The organism is Amycolatopsis sp. NPDC004169, from assembly GCF_040610315.1.
Classification (GTDB): domain Bacteria; phylum Actinomycetota; class Actinomycetes; order Mycobacteriales; family Pseudonocardiaceae; genus Amycolatopsis.
Genome location: NZ_JBEXMD010000007.1, coordinates 31,869 through 52,676, shown reverse-complemented (window position 1 = coordinate 52,676; position 20,808 = coordinate 31,869). Strand labels below are relative to the sequence as shown.

The window sequence follows — 20,808 nt, the reverse complement described above, 5'->3', positions numbered from 1 at the left end:
GTACATGACGCTCGGCCACGCGAGTCCGGTGACCGCGCTCAGCAGGAACGCGTCGACGGGGTCGATCGTCCACAGTGGCCACGACTCGGCCAGCGCGCGCGGCGGCGGTGCGCGGGACCGGGGTGGAAGCCGAACAGCACGCGGACGCGGCCGCGCACGGTGGTGTCGCGGGACAAGGAGCCGATTCAGCGCGGACGTGCCTCCCGCGCAGCGCGCCGCGGTCGAGTCGGCCCGGCCACCAGCTGCACCCCGATCGCGGCCACCAGGAGCAGGAGCGCGAACCACTGCGGCGGGAGCGGGAACGGGTTCTCCCGCCGGACGCGGTTTCGTCGGGCGCGAGCTCGGCCACCGCCTGCCGGTCCGCAACCGGCTCACCCGTGGGGCAACCACCCTCCCGAGGCACGACAACGCCGCTATAGCCGACCGGTGCCCGTTCGTCACCCACGCCGGCCCGCGTGATCCGGCAGCGGCGTTGTCCGCGATGTGGGAACCCCCGTTCCGCCTGCCGGGGCGGCTTAGGCTGCCGGACGTGACGACGCTCGACGAATCCGGGGCGGCCACCGCTCTGCCGCTGATCGACATCTCGCGCTTCCGCGACCCCGCCGCCGACCGGGCCGCGTTCCTCGCCGAGCTGCGCCGGGCAGCGCACGAGGTCGGCTTCTTCTACGTGGTCGGGCACGGCGTGCCGGACGCGCTGACCCGCGGGATCTTCGACGTGGCCAAGGAGTTCTTCGCGCTGCCGGTCGAAGAGCGGCTCGCGATCGAGAACATCCACTCGCCGCAGTTCCGCGGCTACACGCGCACCGGCCACGAGTACACCGGCGGCACCCCCGACTGGCGGGAACAGATCGACATCGGCCCCGAACGCGAGCCCGTCGCGTCCGGCGGACCGGCGTGGCGGCGGCTGATCGGTCCCAACCAGTGGCCGCCGGCGCTTCCCGGACTGCGGGAGACGACCTTGGCCTGGCAGGCCGAGGCCCTGCGCGTCAGCCGTGAGGTGCTGCGGGCGCTCGCCGCGGCGCTGGGGCAGGACGAGGGCTACTTCGACGCGTGGTTCGACGAAGAAGCGTCCACGCACGTCAAGATCGTCCGCTACCCGGGACGGCCGTCGGCGGAGCAGGACCAGGGTGTCGGCGCGCACAAGGACTACGGCTACCTCGCGCTGCTCCAACAGGACGACGTCGGCGGCCTGCAGGTGCGGGCGGCCGACGGCAGCTGGATCGACGCCACGCCGATCCCCGGCAGCTTCGTGTTCAACATCGGGGAGATGCTGGAGATCGCCACCCAGGGTTATCTGAAGGCGACGCACCACCGCGTGGTCAGCCCGCCCGCCGGGGTGGAGCGGTTCTCCGTGCCGTTCTTCCTCGGGCCGCGGCTCGACGCCGTCGTGGAACCCCTCGAACTCCCGGCGGAGCTGGCGGCCGGGGCCAAGGGTGTCAGCCAGGACGCCGACAACCCGCTGCACGCCGCCTTCGGGGAGAACGCCTTGGTCGGCTGGCTGCGCTCGCACCCGAAGGTCGCCGAGCGCTGGTGGTCCGATGTCCTGGCGGAGCGCGGATGACCGCGTTCGAGACCCGCCAGATCCACGCCGGCGCCCGCCCGGACCCGGCGACCGGCGCCCGCGCGACGCCGATCTACCAGAGCACGTCGTTCACCTTCACCGACGCGCACCACGCCGCCGAGGCGTTCGCGCTGCGGGACCTCGAGACGCACGCCTACACGCGGCTGTCCAACCCGACGACCGCCGTCGTCGAGGAACGGCTGGCCGACCTCGAAGGCGGGGTGGCCGCGGTCGCGGTGGCCAGCGGCCAGGCCGCGTCGACGCTGGCGCTGCTGAACATCGCCCGCGCCGGCGACCACGTCGTCGCGGCCGCGAGCCTTTACGGCGGCACGTACAACCTGCTCGCCTACACCTTCGCCGACCTCGGCATCGCGGTCGACTTCGTGCGCGACCCCGACGACCTGGCGGCATGGCGCGCCGCAATTCGGCCCGAGACCAAAGCGCTGTACGCCGAAACGATCGGCAACCCGCGCGGCAACGTGCTCGACATCGGCGCGGTCGCCGAGGTCGCCCACACCGCCGGGGTGCCGCTGGTCGTCGACAACACCGTGCCGACGCCCTACCTCGCGCGGCCACTGGAGCACGGCGCGGACATCGTCGTGCACTCGACGACGAAGTTCCTGTCCGGGCACGGTACCGGCATCGGCGGGATCATCGTCGACGGCGGAAAGTTCGACTACACCGCCGAGCCCGGACGCTGGCCGCAGCTGACGAATCCGGATCCCAGCTACCACGGACTCGTGTTCGCCGAGGAGTTCGGCGAGCTCGGTTACGCCCTGCGGCTGCGCACCAAGCTCGTCCGCGACCTCGGCCCGGCGGTCTCGCCGTTCAACAGTTTCCTGCTCCTGCAAGGCATCGAGACGCTGTCGCTACGGATGGAGCGGCACGTCGAGAACGCCAGGGCAGTGGCTGCGTGGCTCGCCGGACACCCGGAAGTCGAGGCGGTGCACTACGCCGGGCTGCCCGGCAGCCCGTGGCACGACACGGCCAAGCGGTACCTCTCGCTCGGTGTCGGCGCGGTCGTCGCCTTCGAGCTGAAGGGCGGTCTCGAGGCCGGACGCCGGTTCGTCGACCGGCTGCGGCTGTTCAGCCACCTCGCCAACATCGGGGACGTGCGCAGCCTGGTGATCCACCCGGCCTCCACGACACACGCCCAGCTGGACGCCGAGCAGCAGCGGGCCAGCGGGGTCACCCCGGGCCTGGTCCGGCTGTCGGTCGGCCTCGAAGGCGTCGACGACCTGCTGGCCGACCTGGCGCACGGACTGGAGGGGCAGTGACGGCCGAGTTCACCGGAAGCCGCGGCAAGATCCACTATGGACACTGGACGCCGGCGGAACCCCAGGCGCTGGTCGTGTTCTTCCACGGCCTCGGCGAGCACATCGGCAGCTATGAGGCACTGGCCGGGGCACTCACGAACGCCGGGTTCGCGGTCTGAGCCCTCGACCACGCCGGCGAGCGGGTCGGCCCGTGGGAGCTGCGCAAGGACCCGGTGAGCGGCCGACGGCGGCCCGGTGGCGCAGGGCAACGTCGGCGCCGGAACCGGCGCGGTCAGCGCCCAGATGAAAGGGGGCGTGGGGACCGCGAGCGCGGTGCTGCCGGACGGCACGGTCGTCGCCGCACTGGCCGTGCTGAATTCCCACCACCCCGCGGTGGACCCGGCGTCCGGGCTGCCCTACGGGTACGCACTGGGGGCGACGTCCCGGCGGGGCGCGGCCTGGCGGGAGTTCCCGGTGTACGAGCCGGACGAAGCCGCCCGCGCCGCGGCGCGGGAGCGGCTGGCGGCGTCCATCCGCGACCGGGACACCCGGACCCCGTTGAACACGGTGGTCGGCGTGGTCGCGACCGACGCCGCCCTCGACGCGGGGGCGGCGTACCGCCTGGCGGGCGCGGGCCAGGACGGGCTGGCGGTGGCGATCCGCCCGGCCCACGGCATCGCCGACGGGGACACGGTGTTCGCGGTGGCCACCGGCACGAGCGGCGCCGGCGCGACCCCGGAGCTGTTCGGGGCCGCGTCGAACGCCTTCGCACGGGCGATCGTGCACGCCGTGCTGGCGGCGGAGTCCGTGACCACGGGGTGGGGGCACATCGCGGCCTACCGCGAGCTGTACGCCGAGGCCGGGTGACGTCCGCGGTCCTGGTCGTGCTGGGCGGGCTGCCGGGCACGGGCAAGACCACGGTGGCGCGGCCGCTGGCCCGGGCACTGGGCGCGGCCTACCTGCGGATCGACACGATCGAGCAGGCCCTGGTGGACTCCGGTGAGCTTCGTGCGCCACCGCGGGCGGCCGGGTACGTCACCGGTTACGCCCTGGCCCGCGACCAGCTCGCCAACGTTGTTTCCGTCGTCGCCGAGTGCGTGAACCCGCTGAAGATCACCAGGGACGCGTGGCGCGCGGCCGGGCACCGGGTCCTCGAAGTCGAGCTCGTCTGCTCCGATCACCCGGCTTTGACGGCTTGGGCCCTGGTGCTTGCCAGCTCGTGGAGCAGGTCGTTCACCGGCGTCGGCGTGCCCGTTTCCCGGCCGAGCCGGACGACGGTGCCGGCCCACGCCTCCAGTTCCGAAGGCCGGCCGGCCCGGATGTCGCGCTGCAGCGAAGTGGTGCCGTCCGGCGGGAGCTGGTCCAGGAACGCGATTTCCGCCGCCACGACGTCGTCGGCGAGCCGGATGCCCTTGGCCCGTGCCACCTGCGCGATCTCGGCCATGCTGTCCGCGATCAGCCGGCGGGTGCCCGCGCGGGCGCGCAGCACGCCGTAGGGGGCGTCGGTGACGGTGCCGATCGCGCCGAGCGAGGCGAGCGCGAGGAACTTCTCCCAGAGCGCGGCCCAGACGTCGGTGGCCACCACGGCGGTCAGCCCCGCCTCCTGCAAGGCGGCCCGCAGCCGGGCCACCCGGTCGCTCGGCGCGTTGTCCCACTCGGCGAAGGTGAGCTTCCCGCCGCCGAGCTGCCGGACGCGGCCGGGACCGTCGAGGAAGGCGATGACTTCCACGGCGCCGGGGAGGACGGCGTTCCGGCCGACGACCTCGGCCACCTGTCCCGGCGCATCGACCCCGTTCTGGGTCGTGACGACCGCGGTCTCCGGGCCGATCAGCGGCTTGGCCGCGGTGATCGCGGCCTCGAGCTGCCAGGTCTTGACGGCCAGCAGGACGAAGTCGACCTCGCCGATTTCCCCGGGGTCGTCGGTGGCCTGAACGGGGGCGATCGTGAAGTCCCCGGCCACGCTCGTGACGGTCAGACCGTTCTGCTTCAGCGCGGCGAGGTGCGTTCCGCGCGCCACGAAACCGACGTCGTGCCCGGCCGCGGCGAGGCGGCCTCCGAAGTACCCGCCGACGCCGCCGGCGCCGATCACTGCGATCTTGAGTGCCATGGCTTCGACGTTACCGGTTGAAGGGGTAACTGGGTAGCTGTCCCGGACTGCGGGCACCGCTCCGGCTTCGTGCGGTGGCGGCCGAGGCTCCGGAGTGCCCACGTGGGCAGTGCTGGGCCCGGGTGAGCACGGCCGGACGTGGAGACCGGGCAGGGGCGCCGGGCAGGCTGCGGGAGCGCGGCGGGCTATGACCCACCTCACTTGCTTCGAATTCGAAGCAGAGGTACTGTCCTTCACAGATGCTTCGAATTCGAAGCAGTAGACGAGAGTGAGAGTCCGATGAAGGCAGTGCGTTTCCACGAGTACGGCACGCCCGAAGTCCTGCGCTACGAAGACGTCGCCCTCCCGGTGCCCGCCGCCGGGCAGGTGCGGGTCCGGGTGGCCGCGACGAGCTTCAACTCGGTCGACGGCAACATCCGCGGCGGGTTCATGCAGGGACCGATCCCCGTCGCCCTGCCGCACACCCCCGGCCTCGACGTCGCCGGCACGGTCGACGCGCTGGGCGAGGGCGTCGGGAACGTCGCGGTCGGCGACGAGGTGATCGGCTTCCTGCCGATGGACAAGCCCGGCGCGGCGGCCGAGTACGTGCTCGCCCCGGCCGAGGTGCTGACGCCGGCGCCGAAGAGCGTCCCGCTGGCCGACGCCGCCGCGCTGCCGCTGGTGGGTCTCACCGCGCGGCAGGCCCTGTTCGACCACGGCAAGCTGACCACCGGCCAGCGGGTGCTGATCAACGGCGCCGGCGGCGCGGTCGGGAACTACGCGGTGCAGCTGGCCAAGGGCGCCGGCGCCCACGTCGTCGCCACGGCGAGCCCGCGCAGCCGCGCCGCGGTCGAGGCGGCCGGCGCGGACGAGGTGGTCGACCACACCGCCGGCTCCGTGACCGCCGCCGTGTCCGAGCCCGTGGACCTGGTGCTCAACCTCGCGCCGGTCGACCCGGCGGAGCTGGCCGCGCTGCTCACCCTGGTCCGGCCGGGCGGTGCACTGGTGAACACGACCGTGTGGATGCCGGCGCCCGGCGACGACGAGCGCGGCGTGCGGGGCATCGACCTGTTCGTCCGCAGTGACGCCGGTCAGCTAGCGCAGCTGGTGGCACTGGTCGACGCCGGGGAACTGCGCGTCGAGGTCGCCGAGCGCGTCGCGCTGGCCGACCTGCCTGCCCTGCACGCCCGGCCCGCGGTGCACGGCAAGGTCGTCGTCGTCCCGCCTGCCGCCTGACGCCTGCCCGCATCCCGATCACGACAACCTGAGAAAGCAGCGATCATGGCACTGAGCTTGGACCCCGAACTGGCCGAGGCGCTGGCCCCGATGGCCGGCGCGATGGCCGAGACACCGCCGCCGGCGGTGGGGGACATCGCGGGACGGCGCGCCCTGTGGGAGCCGATCATCGGCGCCGCGGGAGCGGCCCAGCCGATCCCGGACGACGTCAAGACCACCGAGTACCACGCCACCACCGAAGACGGCGCTCGGATCACGATGCGCTGGTACGTCAAGGAAGGCGCGGCACCGGGCTCCGCCGTGCTGTTCTTCCACGGCGGCGGGTACATCTTCGGCCACATCGACCTGTTCGACGGGCCGGTCTCCCGGTACGTGTCCGCCAGCGGGGTGCCGATGCTGTCGGTCGAGTACCGCCGGGCTCCGGAGCACCCGTTCCCCGCGCCGCTCGAAGACGCCTACACCGCGTTGCGCTGGTTGCACGAGCACGCCGACGGACTCGGGGTCGACCCCGGGCGGATCGGGGTGATGGGCGACAGCGCCGGCGGGGGCATGGCCGCGGGGCTGGCGATCCTCGCCCGCGAGCGCGGCGGCCCGCGGATCGCCCGGCAGATCCTCGTCATGCCGATGCTCGACGACCGTGCGCCCACCCCCGACCCGCACATCGCGCCCTACGTGCTGTGGTCCTACGACGACAGCCGCACCGCGTGGCCGGCGCTGCTGGGGGACGCGGCCGGTGGCCCCGACGTCCCGGCGACCGCGGCGCCGGCCCGGCTCGAGGACGCCACCGGCCTCCCGGCCGCGTACATCGAAGTCGGGCAGCTCGACGTCTTCCGCGACGAGGACCTCGCCTACGCGGCCAAGCTCGGCCGCGCCGGGGTGCCGGTCGAATTCCACCTGCACCCGGGCGTCCCGCACGAGTTCGACTCGATCGCCTTCGGCGCCGACGTCGCCCGGCGGGCCGTCGCCGACCGCGTCCGGGTGCTGAAGTCGATCTGAACGCCCGGCACCACGAAGGAAAAGTCATGAGCGACAAGAAGATCATCGCGGTACTGGGTTCGACCGGTGCGCAGGGCGGGGGACTCGTCCGGGCCATCCTGGACGACCCCGACCGGCCCTTCGCCGCGCGGGCGGTCACCCGGAACGCGGACTCGCCGAAAGCCCGCGCGCTCGCCGAGCGCGGCGCCGAAGTGGTGGAGGCGACCCTGGACGACGAGGAGTCCCTGCGCAAGGCGTTCGAGGGGGCGCACGGCGCCTACGTGGTCACCGACTTCTGGGAATCCATGTCCGCCGACGTCGAACTGGCCCAGGCCGCGACCGCCGCCCGGGCCGCGAAGGCGGCCGGGGTCGCTCACGTCGTCTGGTCGACCCTGGAGGACACCCGCGACGTCATTCCGGTGGCCGGCCGGCGGGTTCCGGTGCTGCAGGACCGCTACACGGTCCCGCACTTCGACGCCAAGGCCGAAGCGGACGCCTTCTTCCGCGACTCGGGTGTCCCGACGACCTACCTGCGGAGCACGTTCTACTGGGAGGGCTTCGCCCAGGGCTCCGGACCGGTGCGGGGCGAAGACGGCAGGCTCGTGTTCACCCTGCCGATCGGCGAAGCCCGGCTGCCGGGTATCGCGGCCGAGGACATCGGCCGCACCGCCTACGGGGTGTTCGCCGCGGGCGACGAGTACGTGGGCAAGACCGTGAGCATCGCCGGTGAACACCTGACCGGCGCCCAGTACGCCGCCGCGTTCGCCGACGCACTGGGCGAACCGGTCGGCTACCGGCCGCTCACGCCCGCGGAGTTCCGCGCCCTCGGCCTGCCCGCCGGGGACGAGTTCGGCAACATGTTCCAGTTCTACGTCGAAGGCGAGCGTGACTTCGTCGCCGCGCGCGACCTGGCCGCGGTCCGGGCGCTCAACCCGCGCCTGCAGACGTTCCGCGCCTGGCTGGCCGCGCACGTCGAGGCCGTCCGGCCGGCTTGACCGGCGCCGGGGTTCCCCGCGCTCAGCCGAGCAGGGCGCGGGGCAACGTCTCGTTGAGCCAGGCCTCGGAGGTGTCCAGCGGCCACCCGAGGTCGTCGGTGCGGATGAAGTAGGCCGCGTTGCACAGGTGCAGCCAGAGCAGATCGGTGGCGTGGCGGACGTCCACGCCGTCGCGGAGCGCGCCCAGCTCCGCCAGCCGGCGGGCGGTCAAGGCCAGTCCGCCGCGCATGCTGTCGTGCGCGATCCGGAGGACCTCGCGCACGCTCGGCTCCCGCGGGGCGGCGGCGACCACCTGCCGCATCAGGTCCGACCACCGCTCGAACTCGACCCGGGAGGCGTGCACGACGAAGCCGACCAGCTCCCGTGGCTCGTCGATCGACGCGATCCGGGCGAGGATGGCCGCGACGTCCTCGCCCGTGGTGCCGGACTCGACCAGCGTCCGGAGCAGTCCGTGTTTCCCGCCGCCGACCGCGTAGACGGTGGCCGGAGCGACCCGGGCCACCCGGGCGATCTCTTCGACCTTCGTGTCGAAGTATCCCTTGCGGACGAAGAGGTCGCGTGCCGCGTCCACGATGGCCTGGCGCGTGAGCCGGGCGTACTCGCTCCGCCTGCTCGACGGGGCACTGGCCTCGCGCTCGTCCTCCACGGCGTTGATCATAGCTGCTACTGTTCAGGAGAGTCAGCTCTGATGAACAGTGTCGGCTCTTCTGGGCCTGGGTGGAGGAAGGTCGGGTGGGTACGACGGGTCTGGCGGGCCGCCTGGCCGAGGCGCGAAGCCGGGCGCTGGTGGGCCGGGAGCCGGAACGGGCGGTGCTCGACCGGATGCTGTCGGGGGCCGCCGACGCGCCGCTCGTGGCGTACGTGCACGGTCCCGGCGGCATCGGCAAGTCCTCGCTGCTGCGCCACGCTGCGCGGCAGGCGGAGCTCGCGGGGCGGCGGGTGGTGCACGTCGACGCCCGGTTCCTCGACGCTGATCCGCGTCGCCTCGAGGAGGCCGCCGTTCCGGTCTGCGCCGAGCCGGGCACCGTCCTGCTCCTCGACACCTTCGAGCGGTGCCAGCCGCTCGAAGCGTGGCTGCGCGACACCTTCCTGCTCCGCCTGGCCGACGGCGCGCTCGTCGTCCTGGCGAGCCGGATCGCGCCGGACGCCGAGTGGTCGCTGGACCCGGGCTGGGCGCCGCTGTTCGCGGAGCTGGCCCTGTCACCGCTGGACGTCGCGCAGTCCGACGCGCTGCTCGCCGCCCGTGGTGTCCCCGCCGACCGGCGCCCGGCGTTCGTCGCGTTCGCCGGAGGCAGCCCGCTGGCCCTCTCGCTCGCCGCGTCGGTGCCGCTCGCGGCGCCGGACGCGCCGTGGGAGCCGACCGAAGGCGTGCTGACGACGTTGGTCGACCGGCTGGTCGGCGACGTGCCCACCGCGGCCCACCAGCGTGCTCTCGAAGTCGTCGCCCAGGCGTACGTCACCCGGGAATCGCTGGTGCGCGCGGTGCTGGGGGAGGGGGAAACGCCGGCGGTGTTCTCCTGGCTGCGGCAGCAGCCCTACGTCGAGACCACGCCCGAAGGGCTGCACCCGCACGATGCCGTGCGGGCCACGCTCGCGGCCGACCTGCGCTGGCGCGACCCCGAGCGGTACGACGAGATCCGCGTCCGGATCTCGGTCGCGGCCCTGCAGGCGGTGCGCGCCGCCACGGAGGACGACGCGCTGCTGCGGGTCGCGGAGTGGATGTTCCTGTGCCGCCCCCGGAACGGCCCTGAGCACCCGTACGACTGGCGGGCGCACCCGCACCTCGAAGACACCCCGCTGCGCCCGGCCGACGTGCCCGCCGTGCTGCGCATGGCGGCGGAGACCGAGGGCCCGGCTTCCGCGGCCGCGGTCGCCCATTGGGTGCGCCGCCAGCCGGAGGGGTTCCGCGTCTACCGCCACGCCGGGTCCGCCACCCCGGCGGGGTTCATGGCCACCCTGCAGCTGACCGCGTCCCTGCCGGAGGACCGGGCGGCGGACCCGGTGATCGCGGCGGTCTGGGACGCCGTGGCGGCGGTCGCGCCGCTGGGGCCGGGTGAGCACCTGGGTATCCGGCGGTTCGCCGTCGAGCCGGGACGGCACCAGCGGCCATCGCCCATGCTGGACCTGATCAGCCGGCGCACCATCGCGAAGGAGATGCGGACCCGCGGCCGCGCGGTGGCCTTCACCGTCTTCGAAGACGGTGACCGGTGGCGGGACTACCTCTTCGAGGCCGGCCTGCGCGAGATCGCGGCCGTGGACGTCGGCGGCCGGCGCCAGTGCGTGTTCGGCCGGGACTGGCGGCGGCAGACGGTGGAGCAGTGGGTGGAGCACCGGGTCCAGACGGTGGCCACGCCGGTGGCCACGTGGCCGGCCACGCCGCCGTCCGGCGCGGCGGAGGACCACCGGCGCCGCGCGGCGTTCGAGAAGGACGTGCTGGAGGCGCTGCGGATGTGGCACACCCCGAGGGCCTTCGCGACCAGCGCGCTGCTGCGGTCGTCCCTCGTCCCGCCGGGCTCGGCCGACCCGGCGGCGGACCTGCGCGCGGCCATCACGACGGCCCTCGACGCCCTGCCGGTCGATCCGGCGGGGGTGAAGGCACACGAAGTGCTCACGGCGACTTACATCGCGGCTCCCCGCACGTTGAAGGCGGCCGCCCGGCGGCTCGGGGTGCCCTACGGGACTTACCGGCGTCACCTCGCGGCCGCCAAGGCGCGGCTGGTCGAGCAGTTGCTGACGGGCAGCTGATCCACGCCTTCCGTCAGGCCCGCCGGCCGCGGCGGCGGGACGTCGCCGAGCGGGGCGGGGTCGAGCGCATGTGGTCGCGCACCGGGGCCAGCAGGGCGGCCAGGGTTTCGACGTCAGCGGCGGAGAGCGGCTCGAACAGCAGGCCGCTGACCACCTCGACGTGCCCGGGCAGCACTTGGGCGAGCCGGGTGCGGCCGGCCTCGGTGATGGTGACCTCCGTGCTGCGCTCGTCGTCCGGCGACGGGGTGCGCACGACCAGGCCCGCCTTCTCGAGCAGGCTCGCCTGGTAGGTCAGTCCGCTGCGGCTGTAGACGACGCCGTCGGCCAGGTCGGTCATGCGGTGGCTGCCCGTCGGGGAGTCGCCGAGGCGGGCCAGGAGCTGGAACTGGACGTAGCTGAGGTCGCCGGCGTCCTTCAGCTGCTGCTCGACGGCGTGGCGCAGCAGGCTGGTCACCTCGATCAGGTCGAAGTAGGTACCGAGCTGCACGGGATCGAGCGAAGCGGCCATGGCCGCAGTCTACTGCTTCGAATTCGAAATTCCGGGCGCCCTCGGAGGCGGGTCTCCTCCCGCCACCGGGCGCTCACACCAGCAGGCGGTCGAGGCAGAGGTTCAGCCCGGCTTCCAGGTGCTCGGTGGACCCGGTGGACAGCAGAACGGTGACCCCGCCCTGGATGGTGCCGACCAGGGCCGCGGCCGTGCGGTCGGCGTCGAGTTCCGGGTCGGCCTCGCCGGCCGCCTGCGTGGCCTCGATGCCGGCCCGGACGCACGCCTGCCACCGCCGTACCAGTTGCGCGGCAACGGCTCGGGACGCGGGGCTGTAGCGGCCGACGTCGGAGATCAGCACCCCGAGCGGGCAGTACAGCCCTTCGTCGCGGTACTGGGTGATGATCAGGTCGCGCCACGCTTCCCAGGCCGCGCGCGAGGTGAGTTCGTCGAGGTACGGCTGCTGTCCTTCGAAGACGCGGTCCGCTTCGTGTTCGGCGACGGCCAGCAGGAGCTGCTCCCGCCCTTCCGGGAAGTAGTGGAACATCTGGCCTTTCCCGGTGCCACTGCGCCGGCCCACGTCGTCCAGGGTGATGGCGTTCACGCCGCGTTCCCGGATCTCGGCCGCGGCGGCTTCGACGATGCGCCGTCGGGTGGCCGCGCCCTTCTTCGTGGTCATGGCAAAAGTGTACTTGCAGGTACATTTTTCGCGGCCTAGCTTCGGTCGCATGAAAGCGATCGTGATCACCGAAGCGGGTGGCCCGGAAGTGTTGCGGCTGCAGGAGCGGCAGGCGCCTCGGCCGGGCCCGGGAGAGGTCCTGGTGGACGTCCGGGTGGCGGGCGTGAACTTCTTCGACGTCGGGATCCGCCGGGGACGGCTGGCCGAAGTGCCGGGGATGGAAGGCGCCGGCGTGGTGGCGGCGGTGGGCGAAGGGGTCGGCGAGTTCGCCCCGGGAGACCGGGTGGCGTGGCTGGCGATCGAAACCCACGCCGGCTACGCGGAGCAGATCGTGCTCCCGGCGGCCCAGGTCGTCGCGGTGCCGGACGCCATCGACGACGAAACCGCGGCCGCCGTGCTGTTGCAGGGCCTGACCGCCCACCACCACTGCACGGTCTGCCACCCGGTGCAGCCCGGGGACATCACGCTCGTGCACGCCGCCGCCGGCGGGGTCGGGCTGCTGCTGACCCAGCTGGTCAAGGCGCGTGGCGGCACGGTGATCGGCCTCGTCTCACGGCCGGAGAAGGTCGCGGTCGCCACCGCCGCGGGCGCCGATCACGTCCTGATCTCCACCGGGGAGGCGTTCGTCGAGCCGGTGCTGGACCTGACCGGTGGTGCGGGCGTGCACGCGGTGTTCGACGGCGCGGGCGGCCCGACGTTCGCCGGCTCGTTGAAGGTGCTGCGGACGCACGGCACGATGGTGTTCTACGGGCCGCTGATCGGGGACGTGCCGACCATCGCGATGAACGAGATCCCGCGCAGCACCCGCCTCACCTACGGCACGCTGCCCGACCACATCGGGACCCGCGAGGAGCTCGTCGGGCACGCGGCCGAGCTGTTCGGGCTGGTCGAGAAGGGCGAGCTGACCGTGCGGATCGGCGGCCGCTACCCCCTGGCCGAAGCGGCGAAGGCCCACGCGGACCTCGAATCGCGGGCGACGACCGGGAAACTGCTGCTGATCCCGTGACCACGGAAGGCGTCCCACGGCACCGAAGGGCGAGTGCTCACCGGAGGTCGGCGATCCGGCGGGCGGCGAACGCGTCCTGTGGGACGGCATCCGCGGCACGGCCGGACGCGGCTAGAAGAACCCTTCGCGGCCGGAGCCGGGGGCGACGCGATGCCCGAGGTCGGCGCTGATCCGCGCCGCCGTGCGGACCACCAGCGGCACGACCTCCTGGCGCAGCATCTCCACGTCCGAGCGCCCGCTCGACGTCGACGACGCCAGGGCGGCCACCACCGCGCCGCTCGCGTCGCGCACCGGCGCGGACACCGACAGCAGGCCCTCTTCCAGCTCCTCGGCCACCAGTGACCAGCCCTGGTCCTGCACGGTCCGCAGCGCCTTCCGGAAGCCGTCTTCGTCGGTGATCGTCCGCGCGGTGAACCGCGGGAGCCCGGCCGCGACGACCTCGTCCACCAGCGCCGGTGGCGCCCAGGCCAGCAGGACCCGGCCCATCGAGGTCGCGTGGGCGGGTACGCGCGTGCCGATCGAGACGTTGATGCTCATGATCCGCCGCACCGGGACGCGGGCGACGTAGACGACCTCGGCACCGTCCAATGCGGCCAGTGACGCCGATTCGCCGGTCTCCTCGGCGAGGCTCAGCAGCCGCGGCTGGGCGGTCTCGATCATGCCGTGCGAAGCCGAGTAGTGCTGGCCGATGCTGAGCACGCGCGGGGTCAGCGACCAGCGCGGCCCGTCGCCGCGGACGTACCCGAGCCGTTGCAGGGTGAGGAGGATCCGCCGCACGGCCGGGCGGGACAGGCCGGTCGCCGAAGCCAGCTCGGCGAGCGTCGGGTTCGCGCGCTCGGCGTCGAACGCCATCAGCACGGCGAAGCCCCGCTCGATGCTCTGGATGAAGTCGCGGTCGGTCTCCATCGCCCCATCCTTCCGCACCGGCCGTCTTGACAACGCGGACGCGCCGGGGGACTCTCCTTAACGTGTCCGCATAGCGTTCATGATGTACGCACAGCGTACAGGAGGTAAGGGCAATGACGCTCGACCAGCGTGCAATCCGCGACGCCTTCGGCCGCTTCGCCACCGGCGTCACGGTCGTGACCTGCCGCAACGACCAGGGCGAACCCCACGGGGCGACGGTGAACGCCTTCACCGCCGTCTCCCTGGAGCCGGCCCTGTGCCAGGTGACGCTGACGCGCCGGTCGAAGGCTTGCCGCTACCTCGACGGCGCGCCGTTCGCCGTCAACGTCCTCGCCGCGGACCAGCTCGACACGGCATGGCACTTCGCCGGCCGGCCCCAGGACCGGGCGCCGGCGTGGGCCGAAGGCGTGGTGGCGCCGGTGCTGACCGGCACCGCGGCCACCATCTCGTGCCGTCCGTGGCGGACCTACGACGGCGGTGACCACCTCATCGTCATCGGCGAGGTCGCCCACCTCGAAACCGGCGACGCCGACCCGTTGCTGTTCTTCGCCGGCGGGTTCCGCGAACTCGGCCCGCGCGGCCACGCCCACTGGTCGGCCTCGGTCGACTGCCCCGACCTCGGCTGGTTCGGCTCGGCCGCCGAATCCGCCCCGCTCACCGCAGCAGCTTCCTGAACCCGTTCACCGACGAAGGGTTGGCCCGATGACCATCCAAGAGCACGACGCGCCCGCGAAGGTGCGCACGACCCGGCCGATGACCGGCGACGAGTACGTGGAGTCCATCCGCGACGGCCGGGAGGTGTTCATCTACGGGGACAAGGTCGACGACGTCACCACGCACCCCGCGTTCCGCAACTCGGTGCGGATGACCGCGCGGCTCTACGACGCGCTCCATGATCCCGACCAGCAGTCCGTGCTCACCGCGCCGACCGACACCGGCAGCAGCGGCTTCACCCACCCGTTCTTCCGCACGCCGAAGTCCAAAGAGGACCTGTTCGCCGACCGGGACGCGATCGTCGCCTGGGCCCGGATGACCTACGGCTGGATGGGCCGCAGCCCGGACTACAAGGCGGCCTTCCTCGGCACGCTCGGCGCGAATTCCGACTTCTACGAGCCCTTCGCCGACAACGCCCGGCGCTGGTACGCCGAGTCGCAGGAGAAGGTCCTCTACTGGAACCACGCGATCATCAACCCGCCGGTGGACCGCGACCGCAACCCCGACGACGTCAAGGACCTGTTCATCCACGTCGAAGAAGAGCGTGACGACGGCCTGATCGTCTCCGGTGCCAAGGTCGTCGCGACCGGCTCGGCCATCACCAACTACAACTTCATCGCTCACTACGGCCTGCCGATCAAGAAGCGCGAGTTCGCGCTCGTCTGCACGGTGCCGATGGGCGCGCCGGGCATGAAGCTGATCTGCCGCAACTCCTACTCCAACGTCGCCGACGCGACGTCGAGCCCGTTCGACTACCCGCTCTCGAGCCGGTTCGACGAGAACGACACGATCTTCATCCTCGACAAGGTGAAGATCCCGTGGGAGAACGTCTTCATCTACGGCGACGCCGAGAAGGCGAGCACGTTCTTCCCCGGTTCGGGCTTCCTGCACCGCTTCACCTTCCACGGCGTCGCGCGGCTGGCCGTCAAGCTCGACTTCATCGCCGGGCTGCTGATGAAGGGCGTGGAAGTCACCGGCACCAAGGACTTCCGCGGCATCCAGACCCGCGTCGGCGAGGTCGTCGGCTGGCGCAACCTGTTCTGGGCGCTCTCGGACGCGATGGCCGCCAACCCGGACGAGTGGAAGAACGGCGCCGTCCTGCCGCACCTGGACTACGGCCTCGCCTACCGCTGGTTCATGACGCTCGGCTACCCGCGCATCCGCGAGATCATCCTGCAGGACCTCGGGTCCGCGCTGATCTACCTGCCGTCGTCGGCGAAGGACTTCTCCTCGCCGGAGATCCGCCCGTACCTCGACCAGTACGTGCGCGGCTCCCACGGCTACAGCGCCGTCGAGCGGGTCAAGCTGATGAAGCTGATCTGGGACTCGATCGGCAGCGAGTTCGGCGGGCGCCACGAGCTCTACGAGCGCAACTACTCCGGCAACCACGAAGGCGTGCGCGCCGAGCTGCTGTTCGCCGCCCAGCAGTCCGGCTCGGCCGAGGCGATGAAGGGCTTCGCCGAGCAGTGCATGGCCGAGTACGACCTCGACGGCTGGACCGTCCCCGACCTCTACAACCCCGGCGCCACCTCCCTTTCCCGCTGACCTTTCCCGCTGACGAAGGACCGCGCATGACCACCACCGAACACGTACCCACCGCGGCGGGCTCGGGCAGCTCCGCCAGCGCCGCCTTCCGCGCGGCCGCCCGCACCACGCGGGACGTCCCGCCCGAACGCGTCGACGAAGTCGCCCGCGCCGTGCTGCACGGGGTCCACCAGGCGATCCGCGACCACGACGTCACCTACCCGGAGTTCCAGGCCGCGAAGCAGTGGCTGATGGACGTCGGCGAAGGCGGTGAGTGGCCGCTGTTCCTCGACGTGTTCGTCGAGCACGTCGTCGAGGAGGTCGCCGCCCGGACCCAGGACGGCACGAAGGGCAGCATCCAGGGCCCGTACTACCTGCCGGACCAGGAAAAGCTGCCGTGGCAGGCGAGCCTGCCGATGCGCTCCGGCGAAAAGGGGACTCCGCTGGTGTTCGCCGGGCAGGTCCGCGACGTCGACGGCGCCCCGGTCGCCGGCGCCGAGCTCGACATCTGGCACGCCGACGACGACGGCTACTACTCGGGCTTCGCGCCGGACATCCCGGCGGGCAACCTGCGCGGTGTCGTGGTGAGCAACGGCGAGGGCCGGTTCGAGATCACGACCGTCCAGCCCGCGCCGTACCAGATCCCGACCGACGGCCCGACCGGCAAGCTCATCGCCGCCGCCGGGTGGCACGCGTGGCGCCCGGCCCACCTGCACCTGATGGTGCGCGCGCCGGGCCACCGCACCATCACCACCCAGCTGTACTTCCAGGGCGGGCAGTGGCTCGACAGCGACGTCGCCGAAGCCACCAAGCCGGAGCTCGTGCTCGACCCGCAGCCTGCCGGTGACGGCCGGCTGCGCGCGAGCTACGACTTCGTGCTCGAACGCGCCTGACGTCCCGCCTCCCTGCTGCCGAAACGAGGATCGATGACCGACCTGGGGATCGAGCGTGTCGAGACGGTGCTGCTGGACGTGCCGCTGCGCCGTCCGCACCGCTTCGCCCGCACCGGCATGGCCGCGCAGCCGGTGCTGCTGGTGTTCGTCCACACCCGCGGCGGCGCCGTCGGCGTCGGCGAGGGCGTGGTGCCGGGCGGCCCGTGGTGGGGCGGCGAGTCCGTGGAAACCATGCGGCTCGTCGTGGCGCGCTACTTCACGCCGGTCCTGCTCGGCCGCGAGGTGGACGACGTCGCCGGGATCCTGCGCGATCTCGGCGACGTCGTCGCGGCCAACCTCTACGCGAAAGCGGCGGTGGAGGTGGCCCTGCACGACGCCTGGGCCCGCGCGCTCGGGGTGCCGGTGCACACGCTGCTGGGCGGCGTCGTGCGCCGGTCGGTGCCGGTGACCTGGGCGCTGGGCACCGAACCGGCGCCGGTCGTCGCCGACGAAGCCCTCGCCAAGCTGGACGCCGGCCACCGCAGCTTCAAGCTGAAGATGGGCGCGCTCGACCCGGCCGAGGACGTCGCGCGGGTGTGCGCGGTGGCCGAAAAGCTCGTCGGGGTGGCCAGTGTGCGGGTCGACCTCAACGCGCGGTGGGACCTGCTGACGTCGCTGAAGTACCTGCCGCGGCTGGCGGACGCGGGCGTCGACCTGGTCGAGCAGCCGGTGCCGGGGGCGGAGGTCGAAGCACTCGCCGAGATCAACCGCGCCCTGCCGATCCCGGTGATGGCCGACGAAAGCCTGCGCACCCCGGGCGACGCGCTCCGGCTGGCCCGAGCCCGCGCGGCCGACATCTTTTCCTTGAAGACCACCAAGTCCGGTGGCCTGCGTGCGACCCGGGCCATCGCCGAGGTCGCCGCCGCGGCCGGGATCCCGTGCCACGCCGGCACGTCCATCGAAAGCCCGGTCGGGACGGCGGCGACGTTGCAGCTGGCCTGCACCACCCCGGCCGTGACGTGGGGGAGCGAGCTGTTCGGGCCGCTGCTGATGAGCGAAGAGCTGCTGACCACGCCGTTGCGCTACGCCGAGGGCGAGCTGCACCTGCCGGACGGCCCGGGCCTGGGCGTCGAACTCGACCTGGCGGCGGTGCGCCGCCTGGAAAGGCGCTGAGATGCTGTTCCACGTGCGGATGGACGTCGCGATCCCGCCGGGGCTGGACGTCACCGACCGGGTGGCCGCCGAAAAGGCCCGCGCGCTGGAGCTCCAGCGCGCGGGCGTGTGGGTGCACCTCTGGCGGATCGTGGGGCGCTACAGCAACTTCAGCGTCTTCGACGTGGCTTCGAACGACGAGCTGCACGGGATCCTCTCGGGCCTGCCCCTGTACCCGTTCATGAAGATCGAGGTCACCCCGCTGGCCACGCACCCGTCGGATCCGGCCGCGGCGGGTGGTCAGGAGCGGTAGCGGCCGCTGAGCACGTCCAGGACTTCGGCGTAGCGGCCCTCCGCCTCGGCGTTGCGCTGCCACTTCACGCGCTCGACGAGGATCTGCTCGGCCTTCGGGCCGGCTTCGAGCAGGGCCATGACCTCGTCGAGGAAGTCCTCCAGGGGCATCGCCACCTCGGAGTCCTGCTGGTTCATCAGCGTGGTGCGGGTGGCGGGCGGCACCAGTTCGATCACCTGGACGTCGCTGCCGGTCAGCTGCACCCGCAGGCTTTCGGTGAAGGAGTGGACGGCCGCTTTGGTCGCGTTGTACGTCGGCGTGGCCGGCAGCGGCACGTAGGCCAGACCGGAGGTCACCGTCATGACGGTCGCGGCGGGCCGGGCCAGCAGTCCGGGCAGGAACGCGTGGACCAGCCGGATGGGGCCCAGCAGGTTGACCGCCACGGTGCGCTCGGCGACGTCCAGCGCGGCCGGGTCGCGCAGGTCCTCGGGCTCCATGATGCCGGCCATCGTGATCAGGGTGTCCAGCCCGGGATGGCGGGTGGCGAGCTCGTCACGGGCGGCGGTGATCGACGCGGGGTCGGCGGTGTCGATGGTGACGGTGTCGAGGCCGTGCTCGGTGCGGATCTGCTCGAGCAGTTCGGTGCGGCGCCCGCCGACGATGACGGTGTTGCCCTTGTCCTGCAGGCGCCGGGCCAGCCCGAGGCCGATGCCGGAGGTCGCGCCGGGTATGAAAACGGTGTTACCGGTGACGTTCACTGGATTCCTTCCGAAATGCCGGGAGATGACTCAGGAGAAGTTCTGGTTGCCGAGGACGTCGAGGAACGCGATCTGGTCGTGCGCGTCCGATCCGGGGCGGGGCCGGAAGAGCACGAGCCGGTGCCCGGTGGCCGGGCTGAGCACGACGTCGCACTGCAGGTCGAGGTCGCCGACGAGCGGGTGCCGGATGCGTTTGGGTGCCGAGGTGAGCGCCGCGACGTGCTGCTGTGCCCACAGTTCGGCGAACTCGTCGCTGCGCTGCAGGAGATCGGCGACCAGGCCGTGCGCGAACCGGTCGCGCGGCGAGCGCTGGGCGACCCCGGCGCGCAGATCGGCGGCGTAGGCCCGGCCGATGCGTTCGTGTTCGGCCGGATCGTTGCTGTCCCGCGACGCCGGATCGGCGAACCAGCGCCACGTGACGTTCGACCGGTAACCGGGCAGCCCGGTCCAGACACCCAGCAGGTGCTCGGCGGCCCGGTTCTGCGCGACCACGGTGAGCAGGTCGTCGGCCACCTGGGCCGGCGTGTGCCCGAGCGCGTCCAGCAGGTAGCTCATGGCCGGGTCGACGTGCGCCAGCGGTGACCGCGGCTCGGGTGGCTGCTGCCCGGCCAGGCGGAACAGGTAGTCCTGCTCGTCACCGGTGAGCCGCAGGGTGCGAGCCAGACTCGCCAGCGCCGCGGCCGACGGCGTCCGCACCCGGCCCTGCTCGAGCCGCGAATAGTAGTCGGGCGACAGGGCCGCCAGGCTCGCGACTTCCTCCCGGCGCAGGCCGGGCGTGCGGCGCCGGCCACCGCCGGGCAGCCCGACATCCTCGGGCCGCAGCCGTTCCCGCCGGTGCCGAAGGAACTCGCCGAGCTCGTTGCCGGCCATGCCAACCTCCTTCTCTCCGTGGCGTGGTTCCAGCATCGCCGCGCGAAGCCGGGACATGAAGGCCACGCTCAACCTAGGTGTCCCAGACCCCGGCTACGGGCCCCGGTGATCACTCTTCTGGCTGACGCGAGCCCCAGGTGCCGAAGTAGGTGATGTCCTCGACGGCCGGGCGCGCGGCGGGCCGGAAGTCGCGCTGGGTCGTGCGGGCGACGGCGAGCAGGCTGATCTGCGTCACGTCGTCCGGGATGGCGAGCAGCTTCGCGACGTCGGCTTCGTGGTCCTGGAGGTGGTAGCCGCAGATGGAGCTGCCGAGGCCGCGGGTGCGCAGGGCGAGCTGGAAGCTCCACACGGCGGGGTAGGCGGAGCCGAAGTACGCGGACTGCGAGAACGCGTCGGCCGGTGGGCGGCCGATCATGCAGGGGATGGCCAGGACGGGGACGCGTTCGAGGTTGCGGACGAGGTGCTGGGCGGAAGCGAGGGCGCGTTCCTCGACGAGGTGACCGTACTTCGCCCACGCGGCCTCGGCGGTCTCGCGGTTGTACGCGGCGATCTTGGCTTTGATCCCGGCGTCCCGGACCACCAGCCAGCGGAACTGCGCGGCCATGCTGCCCGCCGCGGGTGCCTGCTGGGCGATGCGGAGGCAGTCGTCGAGCACCCGCTGGGGCACTTCGCGGTCGAGGTCGAGCCTGCGGCGGAC

At 72.6% G+C, this 20,808-nt stretch carries 20 protein-coding genes and 3 pseudogenes; 15 read left to right on the top strand and 8 right to left on the bottom strand.

The features are described 5' to 3' along the window. The first annotated feature begins 529 nt into the window (after nucleotides 1-529). From ABZX11_RS11395 to ABZX11_RS11375, 5 genes and pseudogenes are all read left to right on the top strand, one after another. Nucleotides 530-1,561 (top strand): 2-oxoglutarate and iron-dependent oxygenase domain-containing protein, encoded by a 1,032-nt coding sequence (locus tag ABZX11_RS11395; protein ID WP_354912164.1) that lies wholly within the window; start codon nucleotides 530-532, stop codon nucleotides 1,559-1,561. After that, on the top strand, nucleotides 1,558-2,838 hold the full coding sequence (locus tag ABZX11_RS11390; RefSeq protein WP_354912161.1) for a bifunctional o-acetylhomoserine/o-acetylserine sulfhydrylase: 1,281 nt from the start codon (nucleotides 1,558-1,560) through the stop codon (nucleotides 2,836-2,838). The genes ABZX11_RS11395 and ABZX11_RS11390 overlap by 4 nt, the downstream gene beginning before the upstream one ends. Beyond that, nucleotides 2,835-2,996, top strand: a complete 162-nt coding sequence (locus ABZX11_RS11385; protein ID WP_354912158.1) for an alpha/beta hydrolase — start codon at nucleotides 2,835-2,837, stop codon at nucleotides 2,994-2,996. The genes ABZX11_RS11390 and ABZX11_RS11385 overlap by 4 nt, the downstream gene beginning before the upstream one ends. 73 nt (nucleotides 2,997-3,069) lie before the next feature. Continuing rightward, nucleotides 3,070-3,684, top strand: a pseudogene (locus ABZX11_RS11380) (P1 family peptidase); the annotation flags it as partial. Then, nucleotides 3,636-3,884 (top strand): annotated as a pseudogene (locus ABZX11_RS11375) (AAA family ATPase); the annotation flags it as partial. The pseudogenes ABZX11_RS11380 and ABZX11_RS11375, both read left to right, overlap by 49 nt. A gap of 110 nt (nucleotides 3,885-3,994) precedes the next feature. On the opposite strand, the gene ABZX11_RS11370 reads toward ABZX11_RS11375, so the two are convergent. Continuing rightward, complete coding sequence (locus ABZX11_RS11370; RefSeq protein WP_354912155.1) at nucleotides 3,995-4,924, bottom strand: 2-dehydropantoate 2-reductase; 930 nt, start codon at nucleotides 4,922-4,924, stop codon at nucleotides 3,995-3,997. 279 nt (nucleotides 4,925-5,203) lie between these two features. Between ABZX11_RS11370 and ABZX11_RS11365 the strand changes: the two genes are divergently transcribed. From ABZX11_RS11365 to ABZX11_RS11355, 3 genes are read left to right on the top strand one after another with little or no spacing between them, the layout of a single operon-like run. Then, nucleotides 5,204-6,139 (top strand): NADP-dependent oxidoreductase, encoded by a 936-nt coding sequence (locus tag ABZX11_RS11365; protein ID WP_354912152.1) that lies wholly within the window; start codon nucleotides 5,204-5,206, stop codon nucleotides 6,137-6,139. A 45-nt stretch (nucleotides 6,140-6,184) separates the two neighbouring features. Then, nucleotides 6,185-7,135: an alpha/beta hydrolase gene (locus ABZX11_RS11360; RefSeq protein WP_354912149.1), complete on the top strand. Its 951-nt coding sequence runs from the start codon at nucleotides 6,185-6,187 to the stop codon at nucleotides 7,133-7,135. Nucleotides 7,136-7,161: 26 nt separating this feature from the next. Continuing rightward, entirely contained in the window at nucleotides 7,162-8,109 is a 948-nt protein-coding gene (locus ABZX11_RS11355; RefSeq protein WP_354912146.1) for an NmrA/HSCARG family protein, read from the top strand. Nucleotides 8,110-8,131: 22 nt separating this feature from the next. On the opposite strand, the gene ABZX11_RS11350 is transcribed toward ABZX11_RS11355, so the two are convergent. Next, on the bottom strand, nucleotides 8,132-8,767 hold the full coding sequence (locus tag ABZX11_RS11350) for a TetR/AcrR family transcriptional regulator (RefSeq protein ID WP_354912143.1): 636 nt from the start codon (nucleotides 8,765-8,767) through the stop codon (nucleotides 8,132-8,134). 74 nt (nucleotides 8,768-8,841) lie between these two features. Here ABZX11_RS11350 and ABZX11_RS11345 point away from each other — a divergent pair, with 74 nt between their 5' ends. After that, nucleotides 8,842-10,854, top strand: a complete 2,013-nt coding sequence (locus ABZX11_RS11345; RefSeq protein WP_354912140.1) for an ATP-binding protein — start codon at nucleotides 8,842-8,844, stop codon at nucleotides 10,852-10,854. A gap of 13 nt (nucleotides 10,855-10,867) precedes the next feature. Here ABZX11_RS11345 and ABZX11_RS11340 read toward each other — a convergent pair whose 3' ends face one another. Beyond that, complete coding sequence (locus ABZX11_RS11340; RefSeq protein ID WP_176170450.1) at nucleotides 10,868-11,362, bottom strand: MarR family transcriptional regulator; 495 nt, start codon at nucleotides 11,360-11,362, stop codon at nucleotides 10,868-10,870. Nucleotides 11,363-11,435: 73 nt separating this feature from the next. Further along, a complete protein-coding gene (locus tag ABZX11_RS11335; protein ID WP_354912136.1) occupies nucleotides 11,436-12,017 on the bottom strand; it encodes a TetR/AcrR family transcriptional regulator in 582 nt (193 codons plus the stop codon). 49 nt (nucleotides 12,018-12,066) lie between these two features. Here ABZX11_RS11335 and ABZX11_RS11330 point away from each other — a divergent pair, with 49 nt between their 5' ends. Continuing rightward, nucleotides 12,067-13,023 carry a quinone oxidoreductase gene (locus ABZX11_RS11330; protein ID WP_354912134.1) on the top strand — a complete coding sequence of 319 codons (957 nt, stop codon included), beginning with the start codon at nucleotides 12,067-12,069 and terminating at the stop codon, nucleotides 13,021-13,023. Between the two features lie 111 nt (nucleotides 13,024-13,134). On the opposite strand, the gene ABZX11_RS11325 is transcribed toward ABZX11_RS11330, so the two are convergent. Next, entirely contained in the window at nucleotides 13,135-13,929 is a 795-nt protein-coding gene (locus tag ABZX11_RS11325; protein ID WP_354912131.1) for an IclR family transcriptional regulator C-terminal domain-containing protein, read from the bottom strand. Nucleotides 13,930-14,042: 113 nt separating this feature from the next. Between ABZX11_RS11325 and ABZX11_RS11320 the strand changes: the two genes are divergently transcribed. Genes ABZX11_RS11320 through ABZX11_RS11300 form a run of 5 tightly spaced genes read left to right on the top strand, consistent with a single transcriptional unit; the run spans nucleotide 14,043 to nucleotide 18,504 of the window. Next, nucleotides 14,043-14,603, top strand: a complete 561-nt coding sequence (locus tag ABZX11_RS11320; RefSeq protein WP_354912129.1) for a flavin reductase family protein — start codon at nucleotides 14,043-14,045, stop codon at nucleotides 14,601-14,603. A gap of 28 nt (nucleotides 14,604-14,631) precedes the next feature. Further along, nucleotides 14,632-16,188, top strand: coding sequence for a 4-hydroxyphenylacetate 3-hydroxylase N-terminal domain-containing protein (locus ABZX11_RS11315; protein ID WP_354912126.1), 1,557 nt, complete (start codon nucleotides 14,632-14,634; stop codon nucleotides 16,186-16,188). 26 nt (nucleotides 16,189-16,214) lie between these two features. Beyond that, nucleotides 16,215-17,060 carry a catechol 1,2-dioxygenase gene (catA, locus tag ABZX11_RS11310; RefSeq protein WP_354912124.1) on the top strand — a complete coding sequence of 282 codons (846 nt, stop codon included), beginning with the start codon at nucleotides 16,215-16,217 and terminating at the stop codon, nucleotides 17,058-17,060. Nucleotides 17,061-17,093: 33 nt separating this feature from the next. Then, nucleotides 17,094-18,212 (top strand): muconate/chloromuconate family cycloisomerase, encoded by a 1,119-nt coding sequence (locus ABZX11_RS11305; RefSeq protein ID WP_354912122.1) that lies wholly within the window; start codon nucleotides 17,094-17,096, stop codon nucleotides 18,210-18,212. 1 nt (nucleotide 18,213) lies between these two features. Further along, on the top strand, nucleotides 18,214-18,504 hold the full coding sequence (locus ABZX11_RS11300; RefSeq protein WP_176170441.1) for a muconolactone Delta-isomerase family protein: 291 nt from the start codon (nucleotides 18,214-18,216) through the stop codon (nucleotides 18,502-18,504). On the opposite strand, the gene ABZX11_RS11295 is transcribed toward ABZX11_RS11300, so the two are convergent. The 3 genes and pseudogenes from ABZX11_RS11295 to ABZX11_RS11285 all read right to left on the bottom strand — a co-directional run. Further along, the gene (locus tag ABZX11_RS11295; RefSeq protein WP_354912119.1) at nucleotides 18,492-19,241 is read right to left on the bottom strand and encodes an SDR family NAD(P)-dependent oxidoreductase; all 750 of its coding nucleotides are present in this window, start codon (nucleotides 19,239-19,241) and stop codon (nucleotides 18,492-18,494) included. The two genes, ABZX11_RS11300 and ABZX11_RS11295, sit on opposite strands and share 13 nt — an antisense overlap. A 30-nt stretch (nucleotides 19,242-19,271) precedes the next feature. Beyond that, nucleotides 19,272-20,111, bottom strand: a complete 840-nt coding sequence (locus ABZX11_RS11290) for a helix-turn-helix transcriptional regulator (protein WP_354912116.1) — start codon at nucleotides 20,109-20,111, stop codon at nucleotides 19,272-19,274. 109 nt (nucleotides 20,112-20,220) lie between these two features. Further along, nucleotides 20,221-20,790, bottom strand: a pseudogene (locus ABZX11_RS11285) (nitroreductase family protein); the annotation flags it as partial. Between the last annotated feature and the right edge of the window lie 18 nt (nucleotides 20,791-20,808).

Excerpts from the sequence above, each read along its gene's own strand:
- ABZX11_RS11335 (WP_354912136.1), bottom strand. The coding sequence starts at position 12,017 with ATGACCACGAAGAAGGGCGCGGCCACCCGACGGCGCATCGTCGAAGCC.
- ABZX11_RS11340 (WP_176170450.1), bottom strand. The coding sequence starts at position 11,362 with ATGGCCGCTTCGCTCGATCCCGTGCAGCTCGGTACCTACTTCGACCTG.
- ABZX11_RS11315 (WP_354912126.1), top strand. The coding sequence starts at position 14,632 with ATGACCATCCAAGAGCACGACGCGCCCGCGAAGGTGCGCACGACCCGG.
- ABZX11_RS11355 (WP_354912146.1), top strand. The coding sequence starts at position 7,162 with ATGAGCGACAAGAAGATCATCGCGGTACTGGGTTCGACCGGTGCGCAG.
- ABZX11_RS11390 (WP_354912161.1), top strand. The coding sequence starts at position 1,558 with ATGACCGCGTTCGAGACCCGCCAGATCCACGCCGGCGCCCGCCCGGAC.
- ABZX11_RS11305 (WP_354912122.1), top strand. The coding sequence starts at position 17,094 with ATGACCGACCTGGGGATCGAGCGTGTCGAGACGGTGCTGCTGGACGTG.
- ABZX11_RS11370 (WP_354912155.1), bottom strand. The coding sequence starts at position 4,924 with ATGGCACTCAAGATCGCAGTGATCGGCGCCGGCGGCGTCGGCGGGTAC.
- ABZX11_RS11325 (WP_354912131.1), bottom strand. The coding sequence starts at position 13,929 with ATGGAGACCGACCGCGACTTCATCCAGAGCATCGAGCGGGGCTTCGCC.
- ABZX11_RS11350 (WP_354912143.1), bottom strand. The coding sequence starts at position 8,767 with ATGATCAACGCCGTGGAGGACGAGCGCGAGGCCAGTGCCCCGTCGAGC.
- catA (WP_354912124.1), top strand. The coding sequence starts at position 16,215 with ATGACCACCACCGAACACGTACCCACCGCGGCGGGCTCGGGCAGCTCC.
- ABZX11_RS11360 (WP_354912149.1), top strand. The coding sequence starts at position 6,185 with ATGGCACTGAGCTTGGACCCCGAACTGGCCGAGGCGCTGGCCCCGATG.
- ABZX11_RS11365 (WP_354912152.1), top strand. The coding sequence starts at position 5,204 with ATGAAGGCAGTGCGTTTCCACGAGTACGGCACGCCCGAAGTCCTGCGC.
- ABZX11_RS11320 (WP_354912129.1), top strand. The coding sequence starts at position 14,043 with ATGACGCTCGACCAGCGTGCAATCCGCGACGCCTTCGGCCGCTTCGCC.
- ABZX11_RS11290 (WP_354912116.1), bottom strand. The coding sequence starts at position 20,111 with ATGGCCGGCAACGAGCTCGGCGAGTTCCTTCGGCACCGGCGGGAACGG.
- ABZX11_RS11300 (WP_176170441.1), top strand. The coding sequence starts at position 18,214 with ATGCTGTTCCACGTGCGGATGGACGTCGCGATCCCGCCGGGGCTGGAC.
- ABZX11_RS11330 (WP_354912134.1), top strand. The coding sequence starts at position 12,067 with ATGAAAGCGATCGTGATCACCGAAGCGGGTGGCCCGGAAGTGTTGCGG.